Annotated in this window: 12 protein-coding genes; 3 read left to right on the forward strand and 9 right to left on the reverse strand. The window is 47.2% G+C overall.

Annotated features, from left to right (window positions below):
- Nucleotides 1-318: 318 nt before the first annotated feature.
- Both FHS57_RS27570 and FHS57_RS27575 read right to left on the reverse strand, forming a co-directional pair.
- Nucleotides 319-2,445 carry a xanthine dehydrogenase family protein molybdopterin-binding subunit gene (locus FHS57_RS27570; protein ID WP_183979369.1) on the reverse strand — a complete coding sequence of 709 codons (2,127 nt, stop codon included), beginning with the start codon at nt 2,443-2,445 and terminating at the stop codon, nt 319-321.
- Between the two features lie 24 nt (nt 2,446-2,469).
- Nucleotides 2,470-5,250: a DUF7133 domain-containing protein gene (locus FHS57_RS27575; protein WP_183979371.1), complete on the reverse strand. Its 2,781-nt coding sequence runs from the start codon at nt 5,248-5,250 to the stop codon at nt 2,470-2,472.
- A 194-nt stretch (nt 5,251-5,444) separates the two neighbouring features.
- Between FHS57_RS27575 and FHS57_RS27580 the strand changes: the two genes are divergently transcribed.
- Entirely contained in the window at nt 5,445-6,050 is a 606-nt protein-coding gene (locus FHS57_RS27580) for a Uma2 family endonuclease (RefSeq protein ID WP_183979373.1), read from the forward strand.
- 272 nt (nt 6,051-6,322) lie between these two features.
- On the opposite strand, the gene FHS57_RS27585 is transcribed toward FHS57_RS27580, so the two are convergent.
- Entirely contained in the window at nt 6,323-7,300 is a 978-nt protein-coding gene (locus tag FHS57_RS27585; RefSeq protein WP_183979375.1) for a ThuA domain-containing protein, read from the reverse strand.
- A 369-nt stretch (nt 7,301-7,669) separates the two neighbouring features.
- Here FHS57_RS27585 and FHS57_RS32295 point away from each other — a divergent pair, with 369 nt between their 5' ends.
- Together FHS57_RS32295 and FHS57_RS27590 are read left to right on the forward strand one after the other, a co-directional pair.
- A complete protein-coding gene (locus tag FHS57_RS32295; RefSeq protein WP_510186787.1) occupies nt 7,670-7,765 on the forward strand; it encodes a DUF8594 domain-containing protein in 96 nt (31 codons plus the stop codon).
- Nucleotides 7,766-7,858: 93 nt separating this feature from the next.
- Nucleotides 7,859-8,155 carry a DUF6958 family protein gene (locus FHS57_RS27590; RefSeq protein WP_183979377.1) on the forward strand — a complete coding sequence of 99 codons (297 nt, stop codon included), beginning with the start codon at nt 7,859-7,861 and terminating at the stop codon, nt 8,153-8,155.
- A gap of 36 nt (nt 8,156-8,191) precedes the next feature.
- Here the strand turns inward: FHS57_RS27590 and FHS57_RS27595 are convergent, their stop codons facing one another.
- The 6 genes from FHS57_RS27595 to FHS57_RS27620 form a co-directional block, all read right to left on the reverse strand.
- Nucleotides 8,192-9,097 carry a 5-dehydro-4-deoxyglucarate dehydratase gene (locus FHS57_RS27595; protein WP_183979379.1) on the reverse strand — a complete coding sequence of 302 codons (906 nt, stop codon included), beginning with the start codon at nt 9,095-9,097 and terminating at the stop codon, nt 8,192-8,194.
- 21 nt (nt 9,098-9,118) lie between these two features.
- Nucleotides 9,119-10,432 (reverse strand): enolase C-terminal domain-like protein, encoded by a 1,314-nt coding sequence (locus tag FHS57_RS27600; RefSeq protein ID WP_183979381.1) that lies wholly within the window; start codon nt 10,430-10,432, stop codon nt 9,119-9,121.
- 112 nt (nt 10,433-10,544) lie between these two features.
- Nucleotides 10,545-11,663 (reverse strand): mannonate dehydratase, encoded by a 1,119-nt coding sequence (locus tag FHS57_RS27605; protein WP_183979383.1) that lies wholly within the window; start codon nt 11,661-11,663, stop codon nt 10,545-10,547.
- A gap of 21 nt (nt 11,664-11,684) precedes the next feature.
- Complete coding sequence (locus tag FHS57_RS27610) at nt 11,685-13,115, reverse strand: GntP family permease (RefSeq protein ID WP_183979385.1); 1,431 nt, start codon at nt 13,113-13,115, stop codon at nt 11,685-11,687.
- Between the two features lie 157 nt (nt 13,116-13,272).
- Nucleotides 13,273-14,823 (reverse strand): SusD/RagB family nutrient-binding outer membrane lipoprotein, encoded by a 1,551-nt coding sequence (locus FHS57_RS27615; protein WP_183979387.1) that lies wholly within the window; start codon nt 14,821-14,823, stop codon nt 13,273-13,275.
- A 65-nt stretch (nt 14,824-14,888) separates the two neighbouring features.
- On the reverse strand, nt 14,889-17,978 hold the full coding sequence (locus tag FHS57_RS27620; protein WP_183979483.1) for a SusC/RagA family TonB-linked outer membrane protein: 3,090 nt from the start codon (nt 17,976-17,978) through the stop codon (nt 14,889-14,891).
- Between the last annotated feature and the right edge of the window lie 236 nt (nt 17,979-18,214).

Genomic DNA, 18,214 nt, shown 5'->3' on the forward strand with positions numbered 1-18,214 from the left:
TCTATTTGCTGTGATTCACTTAGAATCGGTCTGTTTACTCGTCCCATTAGGACAAATTTACAAAATAATGCAAACTATTTATGAATCAGTACTTATTTTCATTTATTCTAATACACACTGTCATGGAACACGATGATTTTTTTACACTTGGTGGTGTCTGCACCGCCAAGCCCCATGAAGTTGTTAAAAAACACCGCACGGGCACGATATCGCTCGGGCAGCCTCAGCCGCTGCGGGCCCCGCAACTCCGGCAGAGAAGGTCCCAGATTCCGACCCGAAAGCGTTCGGATCAGAATGACAAATCTATGATGATAGATATTAACTGCTTTGACCAAACTTCACTCCTTTCATCGCCTCTTCTTTCATAAAAGGTTGGTTGTAAAGGCGTTTACCTGTGGCTTTGAAAAAGGCATTGGCAAAGGCAGCAGCGGCAGGCGGTAGGGCGGGTTCACCCAAACCCGTGGGGTTGATGGCGCTGTCCATAAAATGCACCTCCACGGCGGGGATTTCGTTGATGCGTATCAAGCGGTAGGTATTAAAGTTTTGTTGGTTGGGGATACCGTCTTTGAGCGTTACTTCGCCATATAAGGCGTGCCCCAAGCCGTCGATGATGCCACCTTGCACTTGCTGGTACGCGCCGCTGAGGTTGACCACTACCCCACAGTCCACCGCTGCAATCATTTTTCGCAGCACTATACGACCCTTTACCTTCTCTATTTCAGCTACTTGTGCAATGTACGAGCCGTGCGAAAAATAGGCACTAAAACCTTGATAAACGTTTTTCTTTTTGCCCCAATTCGCTTTTTCGGCTACCAGTTTTATCACTCCTTTCATCCGCTCAATGTCGTACTTGACCGCCCCAACGGGTTCTTTTTGGGCTTTTTCGAGGTATTCCAAACGGTATTCGATGGGGTCGCGGTGGGCGGCGGTGGCGATTTCGTCAAAAAACGACTGCTCGGCAAACCCCAAAAAATTCTCGGAAGGTGCCCGCCACGGACTCGTCGTCACGGGGGATTTGTGGTCGATGGAGTCCACCTGAAAATTTGGCACTGCGCCCGCAGGGAAATGGTCAGGACGCGTGCTGTTACCTGAGTTGACGCCCACACCCCGCATTCGGTAGCCTATCCAATTGCCTTTTGCGTCTAATGCCGCCTCAAAACGGTAGCGCATTGCGGGTCGGTATTGCCCACCTCGCATGTCGTCTTCGCGCGTCCACATGAGCTTGACGGGTGCTTTGACCAAACTCGACAATTCGGCGGCTTCCATCGAATAATCCGAGCGCTGTCGGCGGCCAAAACCACCGCCCATACGCGTCATTTCTAAGGTAACTTTCTCGATATCAACGCCCAATAGTTTTGCCACATTTTTTCGGGTATCTTCGGGCAATTGGGCAGGGCCAATCAGTTCAACGCCGTCTTGTTTCACGTGCGCAAAGAAATTCATGGGTTCCATGCAAGCGTGAGACAAAAAAGGCGCTTGGTATTCGCGGGTAATAATTTGGGGGGCTGTTTTCAATACAGCCTCTACATCACCCTCTTTGCGCGACGGTTTTACGTCTGATTTTTCCAGCAATTGTTTCATAATGCGGTCGTGGTCAGCCGTGCTTTCAACCGCTTCTTCGGGTTCATAAGTTACTTTGAGTGCCTTGCGGGCGTTCATTACTTGCCACGTGGACTTACCCAATACCGCTACTTTGTTCTTAAACACAATCACTTCCACAACACCAGGCATGGCTTTGGCCGCTGCGGTTTCGACCGATTTTATTTTTGTACCAAACGGAGGGCGTTCAATCATCGCCAACAACATCCCTTCCCGATAAATGTCCAAGCCATAGATTGGTTTTCCCGTAATGATGTCTGCGTTATCGACGTTGTGAATGGGTTTACCGACCAGTTTATAGTCTTTTTTCTCCTTAAACTTTACTTCTGTCGGTACGGGTAAGGCGGCGGCTTCGGTGGCCAATTCGCCGTAATTAAGTTTGCGGCCAGATTCTTTGTGCCACACCCAGCCATTGTCCGTCGTCAACGTATGGTGAGCTACGTTCCAACGTTTGGCGGCGGCTTCCATGAGCATCCAACGGGCGGTAGCACCTGCTTTGCGAAGCCGATCCCACGAATGCTGCATGGCGCCGCTCCCCGCTGTGGCTTGGCGGTTGAATTTTTTGGTATCCAAATGGGCTTGAACGATTTTCACGTTCTTCCAATCGGCGTCCAGTTCTTCGGCCACAATCATCGGAAAAGCCGTTTTGATGTTTTGGCCTACTTCTGGATTTGGGGCAAAAATAGTGATGAAGTTATCGGGAGAAATGGAAAGGTAACTGTTGAAACTCACCTCCGCAGGCAACGTCGCTGCCACCGAATCATTTCCCCGAAAACTCAGTAAAATCCCCCCTCCCATCATGGTGGAAGCCTTTATAAAATCCCTACGATTCAATTTGTTAGACATGGTGTGTACGAAATATAGTACTTTTTAATTTTGACCAAAAACCTTCAGTTGTCGCATCGACCACGGAACCTCATCGCTGTCTTGGGCCAAGTCTTCGTTGAGTTTTAGGCGTACAAACTTGGTTTTAACATTGCCCAAAGAAACTACGTTTTCCCCTTCTTTTCCCTTCAACTGGACCAAGGACTCCTTCCAAGTTGCCCCATCAGACGACGTCTCAACGGTATAAGCCCTTGGGTAAGACTGAACCATCGGAGGTGGAGTTTGGGGAGCTTTGGGGTTGCGCTGCCAGCCTTTTTTGATACCGGCAGGTGCCACAAATTGCAGTTCAGTTAGGTTCACTTCTTTTGGAAACTCAATTTGGTACCACATTCCTTTGGACTGACGACCACCCGTGGTCCAACCTTCGTACGTAAAAGCACTTTGAGGAGAGACATTTCCCCCAATACGGGTCGAAGTGGTGTGGCTCGCCGTTATTTTCCAACTTTCTTGTGGTTGCAGTTCGTGCGGCACGGTTTTTATTAATTTTTCGTACGGATACATCCCTTTTTGATCGGCCGTTTTAGCCCGAATGCTCGCCACTTGCTGCGGCGTCACCAACGATGCGTCGTTCGACAACCCATTTCTGATGTACGAAATGACATCAGCGACCCATTCGTCCGAATGTTCTTTCATCGAAGTCATCATTCCGCCCGCGTAGGTTTTTCCGTCAATCGCCCCTTCCATTCCGTGCAAAACTACCCGAACAGCATACTCGGGATGCGACTGAATACGGGCCGACCCTGCCAACGCGGGAGCAATCAACTTACCACCGCCTGCGGGCGTTCCTTGGCCATTGTTACCATGACATTGAGAGCACAACTCACTGTAAATCAGCAATCCTCTATCCAAAGAAGCCTGTTGTTCTTTGTTCAGCGCTCCCCCACCAAACGGCCCCATGTTTCTGGATTTAGGGGGTTCAATGATTTGCGAACCTACCAGTTTTACGCCCGCTGCATTGTTCTTTTCCGTGGCGGCTTTGATACCGCTTTCCATGTTTGGCAACTTCAAAAACTTGGCCGTCATCATGGTTTGAATCACCACGTTGGCGTCGGGGTCGTTGAGTAGATTTGCATAAGTCGTTTCTAGACTTTTTTCGCCTGCTTTATAAAGGGTTTCACTGGCACGAATGGCCTGAATACGGACGCGCGGATTGAGGTCTTGCATCAACTTTTGCACCAAATTTACTTTCAACGCTCCCAATCCCTCCAACGACCACAACGCGTGAAAGCGGGCGACGACACTCTTGCTAGTCAGCGCCATAGAAGTCAAAGCGGGCACAACAGAAAGGTCTTTTTTGAGTACGATTAGCTGTTGAGCGGCATCGCGACGCCAGCCGTTGGGGTGCTCCAAATGTTTGACCAAAGCCGCCGAATTTTCGTTGAGCATTTTTGGTGCTGCTTTATCACGTTCTTTTCCGTCGTAGGTAACGCGCCAAATTCGACCCAGTCCCACCACTTTGTCCAGTTGATATTGCTCAATTTTGGTACGGAGGTACGTTCCTTTTTGGGTCCATTGCCCTTCCTGAATAATGCCGTGGTACATATCCACAATATACATCGTTCCGTCGGGGGCAGTGGCCATGTCAACGGGGCGAAAAAGCGGGTCGGTAGAGCGTAAAAACTCCGATTTTTGGTCTTGGAAAGCATTGTGCAGCGTTGTCAATCCTTCCGTGACGACGGGGTTGATTTGACGAACAATTCGCGCCACGGGCTCCCCGTAAAAATACTGTCCTTTGATATTTTCGGGCAAACGATCGCCGCGATATACGTCATTTCCTGCCGCACCCGTCACTCGATTTAACGAACCATCAGGCTGACGCACTTCGTCCATTCCACCCTGCATATCAGCCAGTTTGACGGGCGCCCCCCACGGTACATCAAATCCTTTAGCAAATTCGTTGGGAACGTCAAAATTGCCGTAATGAATCGGAAACTGAAAGTACGAAGGTAAGCCACTTGCCCCACCCTGAAACCACAATTTTCCGTCGTCGTCGTGCGTAACGCCCCATTGGGCACGGTTAAAGCCCGTTTTTTCACGAATCACCCCATTGGGCGTTTCCCGCACCCGAAAAGCGTTGACGGTACTGTATAGCCAGTTGTCCATGCCATAATACATAAACGCCTGCTGGTGCTCCACATTCCCAGACCGACCGTATTTGGTGGTAAACAGTTCTTTTTTATCGGCCTTTCCATCGCCGTTGGTATCGGTATATTTATACACATTATCGGCGTCAGACTCCATGGTGAGGATGCAGTCTTTGCCGTAGGGCAGTACAAAACGGGGGAAGATTAAATTATCCAAAAAAGTCGTTCCTGACTCATACACGCCGTCGTTGTTTTTGTCTTCCCAACGCGAAATACGACTGGTAGGCTCTAGCTCATTTTTTGAATCGGCGTCGAGCATGTACGAACGTAGTTCCAAGACATACATACGTCCGTTGCCATCAAAGGCAATGGCACCTGGTTGTTGGATGGCGGGTTCGGTCAAAACAGGCTCAATGCGGTAACCTGGCGGCAGTAAAAACCGACTTTGCTCCTCAGCCACACCGAGCGGTCGAACGGGGGCTTTGGGTTCTAAATCAATCCCTTTCCAATCTTCGCTTTCGGGGTCAACCCCAGGCGGCAGCTTTACTTTGGTCAAGGTATCCGATTGATTTTCGTACACCTTTTTCAGCAATTCATTTGGAGGAACAGAAACCATGAAAGAGCAAAAAGCAAGTGCTAAACAGGCACTTACCAAGCCAAGTTTTAACGTAGAGGTTTGCATACAACTTTGGGTTTTTCAAGTTGTACGTATAAGCCTAAATGGGTCAAAATCTACTAATTAGGATACATACGTTGAAAGTGGATGGCTTGGTGACATGCTTCAGGCGAAACACGGCCAATTCCCGAAGCAGCTCCTGTAACGAGCGCCACTTTGTTTTCAAATCGTTTCATTTATTTTTGTAAAAATTTAAAGTTATGAGTGAAATTACAAGCCTTTCACAATTAGACCTTTCCAACGACAAATACACCTATGCCGACTATCTTTCGTGGAAGTTTGAGCAGACAGTTGAGTTAATCAAAGGCAAAATTTTCCCGATGTCGGGGCCAAGTCGTAGGCATCAAGATCTTTCAAGAGAGATTAATGGCATTTTTTACAACCATTTTAAAAATCACCGTTGTAAATTTTATGCTGCTCCTTTCGACGTTCGACTTTATGACAAACGTAAGGCTGCCAAAGGAGATAAAAATTTGTACAGCGTTGTCCAACCTGATATTTGTATTATTTGTGATTTAGATAAACTTGACGATAGAGGCTGCAACGGTGCCCCAGATTTGGTGATTGAGATACTTTCGCCAGGAAATTCTTCCAAAGAAATGAAGCTCAAAAAAGACCTTTACGAGGAAAATGGCGTACGAGAATACCTTATTATTGACCCCGAACACGAGAACGCTTTCCAGTTTCACTTGACGGAAGCGGAGGTGTACAGTCCAGCTACGATTTACGTGGATGATGAGGTGTTAACAAGCGTCATTTTTCCTGATTTACAACTCAACCTCAAGGAAGTTTTTAGTGCTTCTTAATGAATCATACATTCCTCCAACGCCATCCCGTTCACCACAAAAAAAACCGTACCGTCTTCGGTATGGCCTGTTACGACGCGTCGAATGGGGTTAGTCATATATTTTGCAGAGAGCTAGGTTAATTTCTCACAAAAGTATATTTCTTTCTTGGGAAGGTACTATACAAAAAACGGCAGAATATTGACAAAATCAGGCAATATCGCTTGCCAAATTTTGAATTTTTAAGCGTTGAGTAGGGCTTTTTCTCTACTCAACGCTTTTATCAGCGCGTATTACTCCACAAACTTACGCTGACTCACCGCTGTTTCCGTAGGAAAATCGGCAGGAATCGGGATATCAACTTTGCCCGTTGCCGCCCACTGTGCTCCGCGCTGAAGAGAAATAATAAAGCCCACGCACTCTACCGAATAATCAACGTGCCCAAGCGGCGTGTGAAAAATACGACCCTTCCCTTGTTTAATGGTCATCAGCATGGGTTCGTGGCGGTCGGTACCGCGATTGTCTTTCGGAGAAAAAGCCGTGGCCAGTACCTCCATATTTTCGGCAGGCCCACGCAAGCGGTCGTACATTTCGTCTTTGGAGTGCATCCAATTCAGCGGCATTCCCTTCGTAATTGGGTGTTTTGAATTGCGCACCGTAATCAAAAACTCCTTTTGCGCCCCGTGCGAGCCCGCCCGTCCTGGGCTTGTATCCCGCACCAATTTCCCCTCTTTGTCATAATACACAAACGGGCCATCTTTTTCGGTGCGATCGCCCCAACCACCCAAACCAATCATGCGGTTGTAAGCAGGCCACATCGGAAACGAATTATCGGCGGCATGAACCACCACTAGCCCACCTCCATTATTAATGTATTTTTCAAAATCTGCTTGCGTACCGTCCGACCAAGGGGCCGCGTTCCAACCAAAATTACAGATAACGACATCGTACTTGAAAAAATCGGGGTGATAGGCTGAATCCATCTTAGGTTTGGGCAACGATTGCGTCGCAGGAAGACCTTTGATTGGGTACTTTGCTTCCAAATCGCCTCCGTTCCACGTATAATAGGTACGCTGTACGTCCACGGTAAATTTACCCGTTTCCTCCAAGTAACGCTTCATCATGTAGGTGATTTTAGGCCATTGTTCGTGGTTATTTTGACCATCAATAATCAGTGCCTTTAACACTTTTTTTGAGGGATTAGCTACCGAAACATGACTAGCATAGATGCCTATCACTAGCACAAGAAGCAAAAAACTGAATTTCTTCATTGGTTTTTCTGGGGTTTAAAGTACATTTTACCTTTAGGTAGGTAAAGCAAAAAATACCTGCTTCCTATCTATTGTTTTGGGATTGATTTTTGAAACCCTCCCGAAAGTTTCATTTTAAAACCTCCCGAAAGTTTTAGAACTTTCGGGAGGTTGCTGTTATCTTTAAGAACTGAACCCACCTACTGTAAAACTGCCACAACGAGGACTTTATATATTAGACAATCACCATGTATAAACAGAAACTTTCTATATCAATTAACTCTACTTTTGACAGAAACAAGCTTTGTGATGAGTTTGAAATTCTGATGAGTAATTTTTGCAAAACAGGACAGATAATTGGGGATTACAAAACCCCTTACATTACTGACAATGAACTCATTGCTTATCAGACAACTTCTTGATTTTTATGACTTTAAATGTGAAAAATGCAAATTACTGTCCACTTTTTCACTTGTAACATTTTGAAAAACCCTTTGCGGTATGATTTCAAACCTTCCCGAAAGTTTTAGAACTTTCGGGAAGGTGATGTAATTCCCCATAAACTAATTTCCAGAACCCATGAAAGAAGAAACCATTCAGACGCTTCATCCAAAAGAAGGGAAGGTCAACAAGAAAATATCATTAGAAAAATACAACTTCATCCGAAAAAACTTGCTGCAAATTTTGGAGAAAGATGAGCTTACTCACACCGAACTCATGGAAAAATTGTACGAAAAGATAAAAGATGATTTTGTGGGTGGCGTGCAATGGTACGGCGAAACCGTTAAACTTGACCTAGAAGCCAGAAGCATCATTTTCAGAACGAAGTCAAGGCCCGAAAAATATACGTTGAAAGGAAAAGAGCAAACACAATGAAAAAGAGGCGATTATCACTAACCGCCTCTTTCCATTTTAACTATTAGCTTTTATAATTTTTTCAAGCTCAGCATAGTCAGCCTCAGTAGGCATCGATAACGGCGGACGAACATCGCCTGCGCTTTTACCAATTATTTTTGCCCCTGCTTTAATCAAACTGACCGCATAGCCGTTTTTCTTGCTCCGCAAGCGTACCAACGGAATGTAAAAACTCTTGGTGATTGCAGCGACGGCTTCGGTATCGCCCGCGCGGAGGCTATGGTAAAATTTATTTGCCAATTCGGGCACAAAATTAAACGCCGCCGACGAATACGTATTGACTCCAATCGACAAATAGGCTTCGGCAATAATCTCAGCCGTAGGCACACCTCCGATGTATGACAACCGCTTTCCAACGGTTTTGATGGTGTCGTTCAGGTCTTGCATGTTGCCCGTACCGTCCTTTAATCCTATAAAATTGGGACAGGCATCTGCTAGTTTTTGAATGTATTGCGTTGATAAAACACCGTTGCCACGGTTGTAATAAATGACGGGCAACGTGGTATTTTGAATAATCGTTTTGGCGTATTCAAACACCCCGTCTTGCGGGCATTCGGTCAGGTAAGGCGGGAAGAGCAACAACGCATTGATGCCCGCTTTTTCGGCCATTTTTGCAAAGGCAATGGCTTCGGGAATGCTACGCCCCACGCTCGAAATGACGGGTACGCGTTCGGCTACAACCTTCGCCGAAAGGTTGACAATCTGCTCATATTCTGCCGCCGAAAGCGAGAAAAACTCCCCCGTTCCCCCTGCTACAAACACCGACGAAACATCATGACTCACAAACCATTCGAGACGGTCGGCATAAGTTTCGGCGTTAAATTCTCCATTTTCGTCAAAATCAGTAATTGGAAACGAAAGAAGCCCGTCTTCGAGCGATGATTTTATTTTTGAAAGTTCCATGTTTTTTTAGTGATGAGTGATTTACCAACGTGTTGCCATAAATTTCCAGCCTGGTACTACTTTTTGCATTTCGATTTCGTCGTCGCGTTTGGTCAGGCCGCATTTTAGGTAGTTTTCGTGCAATTTTGCCAAGGCCACTTTGTCCAACTCCACGCCCAAGCCTGGGCCTTCGGGAACGGCAACGGCGCCTTCTTCAAACTTCAAGCGACCACCTACCACAATTTCGTCCGACTGCCATGGATAATGCGTATCAAGGGCATAACGTAGGTTAGGAATAGCCGCCCCTAAATGCACCATCGCCGCCAATGAAATCCCCAAATGCGAGTTGGAGTGCATCGACAAATCACGCCCAAAGGTTTCGCAAACGCTGGTAAGTTTCATCGATTCTTGCAAGCCCCCCCAAAAATGGTGATCGCTCAAAATAATGTCCTCCGACCCTAACTCAATCGCCTTGGGAATATCACCAAACGAAGTCGTACACATATTGGTTGCCAACGGTGTTTTGAGCGCTTTCCGAACCGTCGCCATGTTTTGCTGACCTCGGCAGGGGTCTTCCAAATACTCAAGTACGCCCTCCATTTCTTTCCCGTATTGAATAGAAGTTTCTACCGTCCAAAGGGCATTTGGGTCTAAACGCAAAGGCACATCGGGGCCAAAAGCGTTGTGCAAGGCCAAAATAGCATCTACTTCTTGGCGCGGGTCAAATACGCCTCCTTTGAGCTTAATCGACTTAAAACCAAACTCTTTGCACATGGCATGTGCTTGGGTAACAATCTCTTCGGGATTGAGCGCACTCGCCTGACGAGCCGCCGCCCAACCCGTGGCATTGGGGTCGGTGCCAAACTCAAGTTCACCCCCTGCTCCTTCGTATTTATAAAACAAATAGGCAGAAAACGGTACTGCATCGCGCCGACGCCCGCCTAACAAATCGACGACGGGGCGGTTGATGATTTTACCAATAATGTCCAAACACGCTACTTCAATGGAGCTAAACACGTGCACAACCGTACGTTGGTCCCAAGGAGTAAACCCACGGTCGGCGGGTTTTTCTGTGCCAAATTCGGCTTGCAGAATGTCCTTGATTTTATTGAGTTGAAACGGGTCTTGGCCAATGATTAGGCGTTTGCTACGCTCCAGTGCCTTATCGATGTCGATATTGCCAGGAATTTCACTGATTCCTACGATGTTGTCGTCGGTGATAAGTTCTACCACCGTACGCAACGCATAAGGCGCGTGAAGTCCCGCCGCATTGAGCAAAGGCGGGTCCACCACCGCGATGGGTGTAATGTTAAATTCTTTAATTCGTGGTCCTTGGGAGGGAAGGCTGATTGACATAAAAAGTTGAATAAATTGGTAAAGACGTACGATTGATTAAAACGAATTACTTTTTAAAAGCGCTTCTTGTGCCCAATCTTACGTCTTTGGGGTCTTTTTTTTATCAATGATACTAGGCGGTTTCGCTGGCAACTACTTGCAACAAACCTTTGATGTAACCGTAACAAAACGCAAAGGCTTCTTGAGTACTGTTAGCTGCATGGTGGTGCGGTACGTGGTCGGGCATAACCATCCCCGAATAACCTACATCCCGTAATGCTCTGATGACTTTGACAAAATCCATTTCACCGTTGTCGGGATAGACTTCTTGGAAATTATTGAAACTGCCTTTGATGTTTCTTAGGTGAACGTTAAAAATCTGATTGCGCTCTCCTACCCATTTGATGATGGGATAAATTTCGTTTTTGGGGTCTTTTAATCCCTCCGCAATGGAGCCAATGCAAAAGTTAAAGCCATGGTATTCGTTGTCGTACAATTTGGCAAAACGCTGAATCCCTTTAAACACATCGGGGCTGTTCCAACGCATCACACCACGGTAAGCCGCTGGCACTGGTGGGTCGGCAATGTGGTTGGCGAGTTTGACTTTGTACTCTTTGGCCACGGGAAGTAATCGGTCGAGCAAATACGTAATTCGCTCAAAAATTTGGTCGATTGATACATCTCCTGCTACCGTTTTGGGGTCATTCCTTTTCAATGCTTCTTCGTAATTCCAAACACTGTATTCGGCATTTCCGCGCTTGGGATCGGTGTATTTTCCCGTCCGCAGTACGGGCAATATGGTCGTATTGTAGTTCAGTACTTTGATGCCCGATTTGCCCGCCACTTGAATCATTTGTTGTAAATACTCAATCTCACGGTCGCGCTCAGGGCTTTTTCCCAACATAATATTGGGGTAAATCACTTTGTCAATTCCCGCCGAACTCAAGGGGTAATGGTACGCGTCCAAACTGATTCCGTACTTTTCGCAGGCTTCTTTTTTGGCCAACGAATCTTCCAAATCCCAGCCTTTACCTGGAATTACTTTTGGGGCACCACCGTCGATATTAAAGATACCATGACGGGCCTTAAATTCGAGATTTTCAACGCTCGTCCCGCCCGATTGGCAGCCTGCTTTCATCAATACTTTTTTGGGAGGCGTAACAAGCGACGCCGCATGGGTCTTTTCGCCCCCTGTTACCGAAGCACTTACCGAACCTACGGCAACTGCTTTGAGAAAATTACTACGTTTCATCTTATTTTAAACGGTTATTTTTTATACCAATGGAAACAAAGCCGCTCCAATCATAATGACAATCAAACCCGTCAACCCCATCACTACCAGCAACGGCGAAATGGTTTTGAGGGCTTCTTTTTCTGTAAGATTGCTCAATTTACAGATAATCCAAAAACCAGCATCATTCATCCAAGGCACTAATTTTGACCCACATCCAATCGCTAACCCTAAATAAACAGGGTGAAACGACAGGTTGGCGTTGCTGGCCATTCCTGACAAAATACCCGAGGCTGTAATCAAGGCTACCGTAGCCGAGCCTTGGGCGGTTCGAACCACGGCCGCAATAAAAAATGCCATTGGAATAAGTGCCATTTGGTATTCTTTGGTCATATCAGCAATGCGGCTACTGATGCCCGTTTGCTGCAACATTCCCCCAAACACACCACCCGCCGCTGTAATCAAAATAATACCGCCGCCACTCATCAAAGCCGACTGCACAAAAGGCGTTAATCCGTCTTTTTTAGCGTCCTTTTTCTGACTTGCCAACACCCACAACGCAATGAACCCTCCCGTGAGAATGGCAATGTTTTTGTCGCCAAAAAATTTCACAATAGCCACCAAAGTAGTAGGGACTTCACTTGCTTTAAAAAACGCGCTAAAAGCCGTATCGAGGCAAATAAAAAACAAAGGAACAGCTACGGGCAACAACGAAATACCCAACGAAGGGAGTTGTTTGGTTTCTTTAGCCGCAATCGACTTCATGTCTTCCAGTTTCGCATCCAACGAATCGCGGAGTTCAATTGGCCATTTTTTATTGGCCCAAAGGGCAAAAAAGTAGCCCGAGGTAATGGTAAAAAGCCCCACAATGACACCCGTCACCATCATCAAACCCATCGGAATGTGCATTTCGCCAATCAGGAACAACGGACCAGGCGCAGGGGGCACCAGCGAGTTGGCCATTGCCGCCCCCGCCATGATACACAACACCAACAAAAGGTAATTTTTACCAATGCGGAGGGTCATGGCTTTGGCAAGAGGCACCATCAAAAACAAAACGGTATCAAAAAAAACGGGGATTCCGAGGAAAAAACTGCTTAGTAGAAAGGCAATCGGGGCTTTTTCGATGCCCGTTAGACGAAGAATCGACCGAATGATGCGCTCGGCCGCTCCGCTTTCAAGCATACATTTTCCAATAATAGCGGCCATCGCTATCAGAATGCCTATTTTGGCGCAGGTATTTCCAAACTCGGTGGCAATGCGCTCACCTACGCTCTTTTTGGCCATCGCCAAGGCCGCAGCGGGAGCCGTTCCTTTGGACAATGCGTATTGCTCAATGACTTCGGGTGGTGTCAGCATCGCAACGGCCAAGGCTCCTAACAACAGAGCCAAAAATGGATGCAGCTTAGCGCCAATGATTCCACCCACCACAATCAACACGCCCACCGACAAGATAAATAAGGGGTCAGACATTCAGGGTTTTAGGTTTAGGTTTTTTAATTTTTCAAGGCTTGCCAAACGACTTGCCAAGTCTTTACTTTTATCGGTAGTGAGACTTGGCAAGTCGTTTTACCAAGTAGTGAGACTTGCCAAGTCTTGTTATCTCTTTTTCCAGACTTGGCAAGGCTTTTTATTTTTTATCCCACCAGATGCGGGTATCCAACAAGTTAGGCCCTTGGCGGTCGATGGCCTTTTGGACGTTCACTTTATTGACGTTCAACTCAGCATCAGTATAAGTCAAACGACGAATAAATGGCTCGGTTTTAAGGTCTTTTCCTGGATACGTATTCGGTGTTAACACAGGAAAATCGCTTCTTCGGAAGTTTGCCCACGATTCGGGGCCGTTCAGAAACGTGGCTACCCAATATTGTGTATTGATTTGTTCCAACTCTTTTCCTACTGCTAACGGATTCGCCTTTACGTACGTATCTATCGCCGCGTCGGCAATGGCCGAACTTGTGCCGTAGTTGGCATATTGCTGCATGTTGGCCTTTATCCCGTTGGCATACAGTGTAGCGGCATCGCCCGTTGTCCATTTCCGATACACTGCCTCTGCCAACAACAATTGGGTTTGGGCATACGTCACCAAAAAGCTAGGCGCCGTTAAGCCGCCCATACGCGTACGATCTAATTGACTATAATCCCACAAACTTGCCAGTTTTTTAGCGGTGACTGCGGTGCTTATTGTTGTGTTGTCGTAGCCTTGAGGCGCCCCAATCTGAACCGCAGACGTACGATTGGCCCGCGACTCCACCTGCTGAGCACCGCTCGTTGCGCCCACGTAACGCACAGCAATTGAAGCTAAACGCGGGTCGTTGTTTTTATTCAAATACTCCACAAAATCTTCGGAAAGGTAAAAGAACGCCGACTGCCCTCCGTTGAGTTGTGAGCCAATGGGGTTAGTAAAACTCGCATTGTGACGAATAATCGCATTGTCAGCGTTGGATTGCATTACCCCGCCCGTCACGGCCTTGGCCACGTATTCTGCCGCTTTTGCAGGGTTTACTTTTGATAAACGCATGGCCGCTCTCAACAAAAGTGAGTACCCCAAGCGCTTCCATTTGGTGACGTCACCATCGTACAACAAATCGGTAGTTGCTTTGGCTTTAGAGGCATCCAAAGCCGCCGAAGCGCCGTCTAATTCGCTTAAAATCGCCATATATACCGACTCTTGGGTATCGTAAATTGGCGTTGAGATGCCTTCCAAATAGTTTCGTCCTGCTTGGGTGTAAGGAATATCGCCGTAGGTATCGGTCAAAATCATGAACGAATATGCCTGCCAAATCCGAATCAAGTTGTAGAGGTTCGAGCGTGCGGGAATATCTTTGGTTTTAGCAAGGGCGTCTGTCAGTTCTTTGATGTTGGTTTGGTAATAGGTATTCCAGTTGCCCGACGCTACCCCCCGATTGTCTTGGTTAAAATTAGCCGCCGACCCTTGCCCGCTAAAGGGCGTTATCATCTGTTTGACGATGGTGGTTTCGTAACTCAAGTTCCCGTAGGCAGGTGCCGTATTGACAATGGCCGTATTGAGTTGATAGCCAGGGTCAACGGCCGTAAGGGCAATGGGGTTTACGTTCATTTCATCAAACCCTTTATCGCAGCCAACCAAGCCCCCCACTCCAACAACGATTGTCGTCCAAAAAGGGAGCGAAAAAGCCAATTTTCTGATTATATTTTTCATTGTTTGTATCCTTTTATTGTTTCCCCGAAAGCTTTGTATTTAGCCCCCATCGGGGGTTTGGGGGCTTAAAACTTCACATTCAAGTTAAAGCCAATGTTTCTGGTAATCGGTAGGCCCGTCGCTTCGAGGCCCACGAGGTTATCCGACGGAAATCCAAACTGCTCTGGGTGAATGTTTGGCACCCATTTTTTGATGACTGCTACGTTGTTGGCGACAGCATTGAGGCGGATTCCTTTGACAAAACGGCGGTTGGCGGGCAACAACTTGCTCAAATCATACCCCAACGAAATCTGGCGTAGCTGCCAAAGACCTGCGTTATAAACAAACTCTTCGGCAATGTTTTGCGAGCGTACCGTTTCGTAATAAGCCTGAACAACCGACTTGGTTTTGTTTACTTCTCCATTCGGATTTACGCCGTCTCCAATCACAAAATTCTCGGCCCGACCAACCAACGTGGCCTTGTGCAAACCATGACGCCACGCGTTGTGGTTGGTGCCAGAAATCATTTTATGACCCAATTTGAAGTCAATCAAAAACGATAACTCTACCCCTTTGAAGTTGAAACTATTGGTGATTCCACCCACCCAAAGTGGTAGGGCACTTCCAAACGGAATTTGGGTAGCAGTACGAAGTGGACGGCCATTGCCCGCGTCAAATACTTGGCGGCCTTGGGCATCGCGGAGGTAACCAAATCCGAACAATTGCCCCATCGGTTGCCCCACCACTTGGCGCAACTCTCCCGTAAATTCTCCCGTTCCGACGGTAATCATGTTATCGCTCACACCGCTTCCCAAATCCAGCACTTTGGTTTTGTTGTAAGCCGCGTTCAGAATCAGGCTCCAAGTGAGGTCTTCACGCCGAATGGGGTTGAGAGTCACCAACATTTCGACACCTCGGTTTTGGCTCTGGCCTACGTTGATAAGTTGCGTTAAGTACCCACCTGCATTGGAGGTCTGCGCCCGCAAAATTTGGTCAGAAGACAGTTTGTCGTAATAGGTAAAATCAAGTCCCAAGAAATTGTTAAACAACTTCAACTCCAACCCAAATTCCTTCTCTGACACACGCATGGGGCGTAAGTCTGGGTTGGGCACGGTGCTTCCGCTAATAGTTGCCAAAGGCTGAGCCACTCCCGTTGGAGAGGGAAATTGCTGCGCATTGATGCTGTAAAAAAGGTTGTTGGCATAAGGTGACACGTCGGTATCGCTACCCACTTCAGCGTAGGCAGCCCTGATTTTTCCGAAATTAATCCAAGTGGGCAACTTCGTCGCAAAGGCTTGAGAAAAGACAAAACTTGCGGTAACCGATGGGTACAAAATGCTTCTGTTGGCTGGCGATAACGTTGAAAACCAATCGTTGCGCACGGTTCCGTTCAAAAACAAATAATCTTTGTACGACACCTCAGCCGACGCATAGAGAGAGTTCACTTGGCGCTCAGAAAAATCGTACGTGGCATCACGCAAGCGACCGTTTCCAACGGTATATAGGTTTCTGGTATAAAAATCTTGCACAAACACATTGTGGCGGCTGATTCGGCGGTACATTTGGTTGCCCCCCACGTTTACGTTCATCCCAATGACTCCAAACGTACGATTGGCTCCCAACAGAAAATCGGCATTGAGCTCGCGTACACTGCGCGCATCTTGTACGAATTGCCCATTTACAAAACCTGCGGGGGCGGCGGGCTGTCGCTGCGTACCTGTGGGCAAGTTATAATCTTGCTCTCTCGAATAGTAATCTTGCCCTACCCGACCTTGCAAAAACAACCAGTCCGTAAAATTGTAGCGGGCGGTTAGGTTGCCAAAAACACGGTCATTATGAATATTATCAAAGCGTTTGAGGGCAAAATAAGGGTTAGTACGGTTCGTAAATCGCGACCAAACCACTTCGTTTCCGTTGGCATCTTCCGCATTTTTTTCCAATAAATCGAGCGGCATCGAATTGGCCATGTTGAAAATAATTACGGGACTGTAATCTTGTTCGGCAATGTTGGGGGGATTTTTACGGTATTCGTTTGAATAGTTTACGTTTCCCGAAACCGTCAGTTTTTTGGCAAATGTTTGGGTAAAACCAAGGTTGATGGTTCGACGGTGATAGCCCGAATTTCGGAGAATGGTGCGGTTGTCAAGGTTAGATACCGAAAGACTAAATCCTCCATTTTCACCTCCCGAAGATAGCGTCATGGTGTTAGTCCAAGTGTATCCTTTTTGGTAAAACTGTGAGATTTGATTCCGCTGTGGCTCATACGGAACGGTAATGTTGTCGAATAAAACTTGCGTCATTCCAGGCTGAAATTTTTCTCCAAAACTCCACTGCCCCGACGTAGGAAAGGCCGCCGTTGGACGCTGGCCGTTTTCGCCCTGACCGTATTCGTACTGGTAATCGGTGTAATCCAAGGGGGTTTCGGACGTAAAATTGGAATTATATGTCAAAGAAACGCCCGAGCCCGAACCACGATTTTTGGTCGTAATCATAATGACGCCGTCTTTGGCACGAGAGCCGTACAAGGCCGAAGCCGCCGCCCCCTTCAAAACCGTCATCGACTCAATGTCGTCGGGGTTGATGCTACTCAAACCGTCACCACCGTCGGAGGTACGGTTGCTTCCTTTTTCAGAAACATCACCGCGCGCGCCGTTGTTGGTATTATCGATGGGCACGCCATTGACCACAATCAAAGGTGAATTATTGCCCCCAAACGACGATTGGCCGCGAATACGAATTTTGCTCGTACCTGCGGGCCCAGACCCCAACGATGTGATATTTACCCCCGCCATTTTACCCTGCAACGCATTCATAAAATTGGCCGTGCGGTTGACCGTCATTTCGTCTGTTCCTACCGTTGCGGTCGCATAACCTACGCTTTTTGCTTGTTTTTTTATCCCCAAGGCCGTTACAACCACCTCACCCAACGACTTACTTTCGGGAACTAGCGAAATGTTGATGGCCGTTTGAGCACCTACGATGACTTCCTTGCTTTCGTATCCGACGTAGCTAAAAACCAGCACCGCCGCGTTGTTGGGCACTTCCAATTGATAGGCTCCCTCAACGTTGGTGGTAGTGCCGCGTTGCGTACCTTTGATTAAGACACTTACGCCTGGCAAACCTACGCCCTTTTCGTCGGACACTTTTCCTTTGATGAGTTCGGCTACTATTTCCATTTTTTCTACGGCTCTCACCACCGAAACCTCCGCCGTCAAGGGCTTCTCGGTGAGTTGAGGGGCAATGATGCTTTCTTGAAATCGGGCGTCAGCTTCCGCCGTTTTTTTGTTTTTTTTCGTTTCCAAAATCACGTAAGCCCCTTCTTTTACCTTCTTGTAGTTCAGTCCCGAAACTTTCAGGACTTTTTCTAAATTCGATTCCAACGAGGCTTTGTAATCAACAAGGTCGGTAGGCA

The organism is Runella defluvii (assembly GCF_014195535.1).
In the GTDB taxonomy this organism is placed as follows: Bacteria; Bacteroidota; Bacteroidia; order Cytophagales; family Spirosomataceae; genus Runella; species Runella defluvii.

Excerpts from the sequence above, each read along its gene's own strand:
- FHS57_RS27570 (WP_183979369.1), bottom strand. The coding sequence starts at position 2,445 with ATGTCTAACAAATTGAATCGTAGGGATTTTATAAAGGCTTCCACCATG.
- FHS57_RS27575 (WP_183979371.1), bottom strand. The coding sequence starts at position 5,250 with ATGCAAACCTCTACGTTAAAACTTGGCTTGGTAAGTGCCTGTTTAGCA.
- FHS57_RS27580 (WP_183979373.1), top strand. The coding sequence starts at position 5,445 with ATGAGTGAAATTACAAGCCTTTCACAATTAGACCTTTCCAACGACAAA.
- FHS57_RS27585 (WP_183979375.1), bottom strand. The coding sequence starts at position 7,300 with ATGAAGAAATTCAGTTTTTTGCTTCTTGTGCTAGTGATAGGCATCTAT.
- FHS57_RS32295 (WP_510186787.1), top strand. The coding sequence starts at position 7,670 with ATGAACTCATTGCTTATCAGACAACTTCTTGATTTTTATGACTTTAAA.
- FHS57_RS27590 (WP_183979377.1), top strand. The coding sequence starts at position 7,859 with ATGAAAGAAGAAACCATTCAGACGCTTCATCCAAAAGAAGGGAAGGTC.
- FHS57_RS27595 (WP_183979379.1), bottom strand. The coding sequence starts at position 9,097 with ATGGAACTTTCAAAAATAAAATCATCGCTCGAAGACGGGCTTCTTTCG.
- FHS57_RS27600 (WP_183979381.1), bottom strand. The coding sequence starts at position 10,432 with ATGTCAATCAGCCTTCCCTCCCAAGGACCACGAATTAAAGAATTTAAC.
- FHS57_RS27605 (WP_183979383.1), bottom strand. The coding sequence starts at position 11,663 with ATGAAACGTAGTAATTTTCTCAAAGCAGTTGCCGTAGGTTCGGTAAGT.
- FHS57_RS27610 (WP_183979385.1), bottom strand. The coding sequence starts at position 13,115 with ATGTCTGACCCCTTATTTATCTTGTCGGTGGGCGTGTTGATTGTGGTG.
- FHS57_RS27615 (WP_183979387.1), bottom strand. The coding sequence starts at position 14,823 with ATGAAAAATATAATCAGAAAATTGGCTTTTTCGCTCCCTTTTTGGACG.
- FHS57_RS27620 (WP_183979483.1), bottom strand. The coding sequence starts at position 17,978 with ATGGAAATAGTAGCCGAACTCATCAAAGGAAAAGTGTCCGACGAAAAG.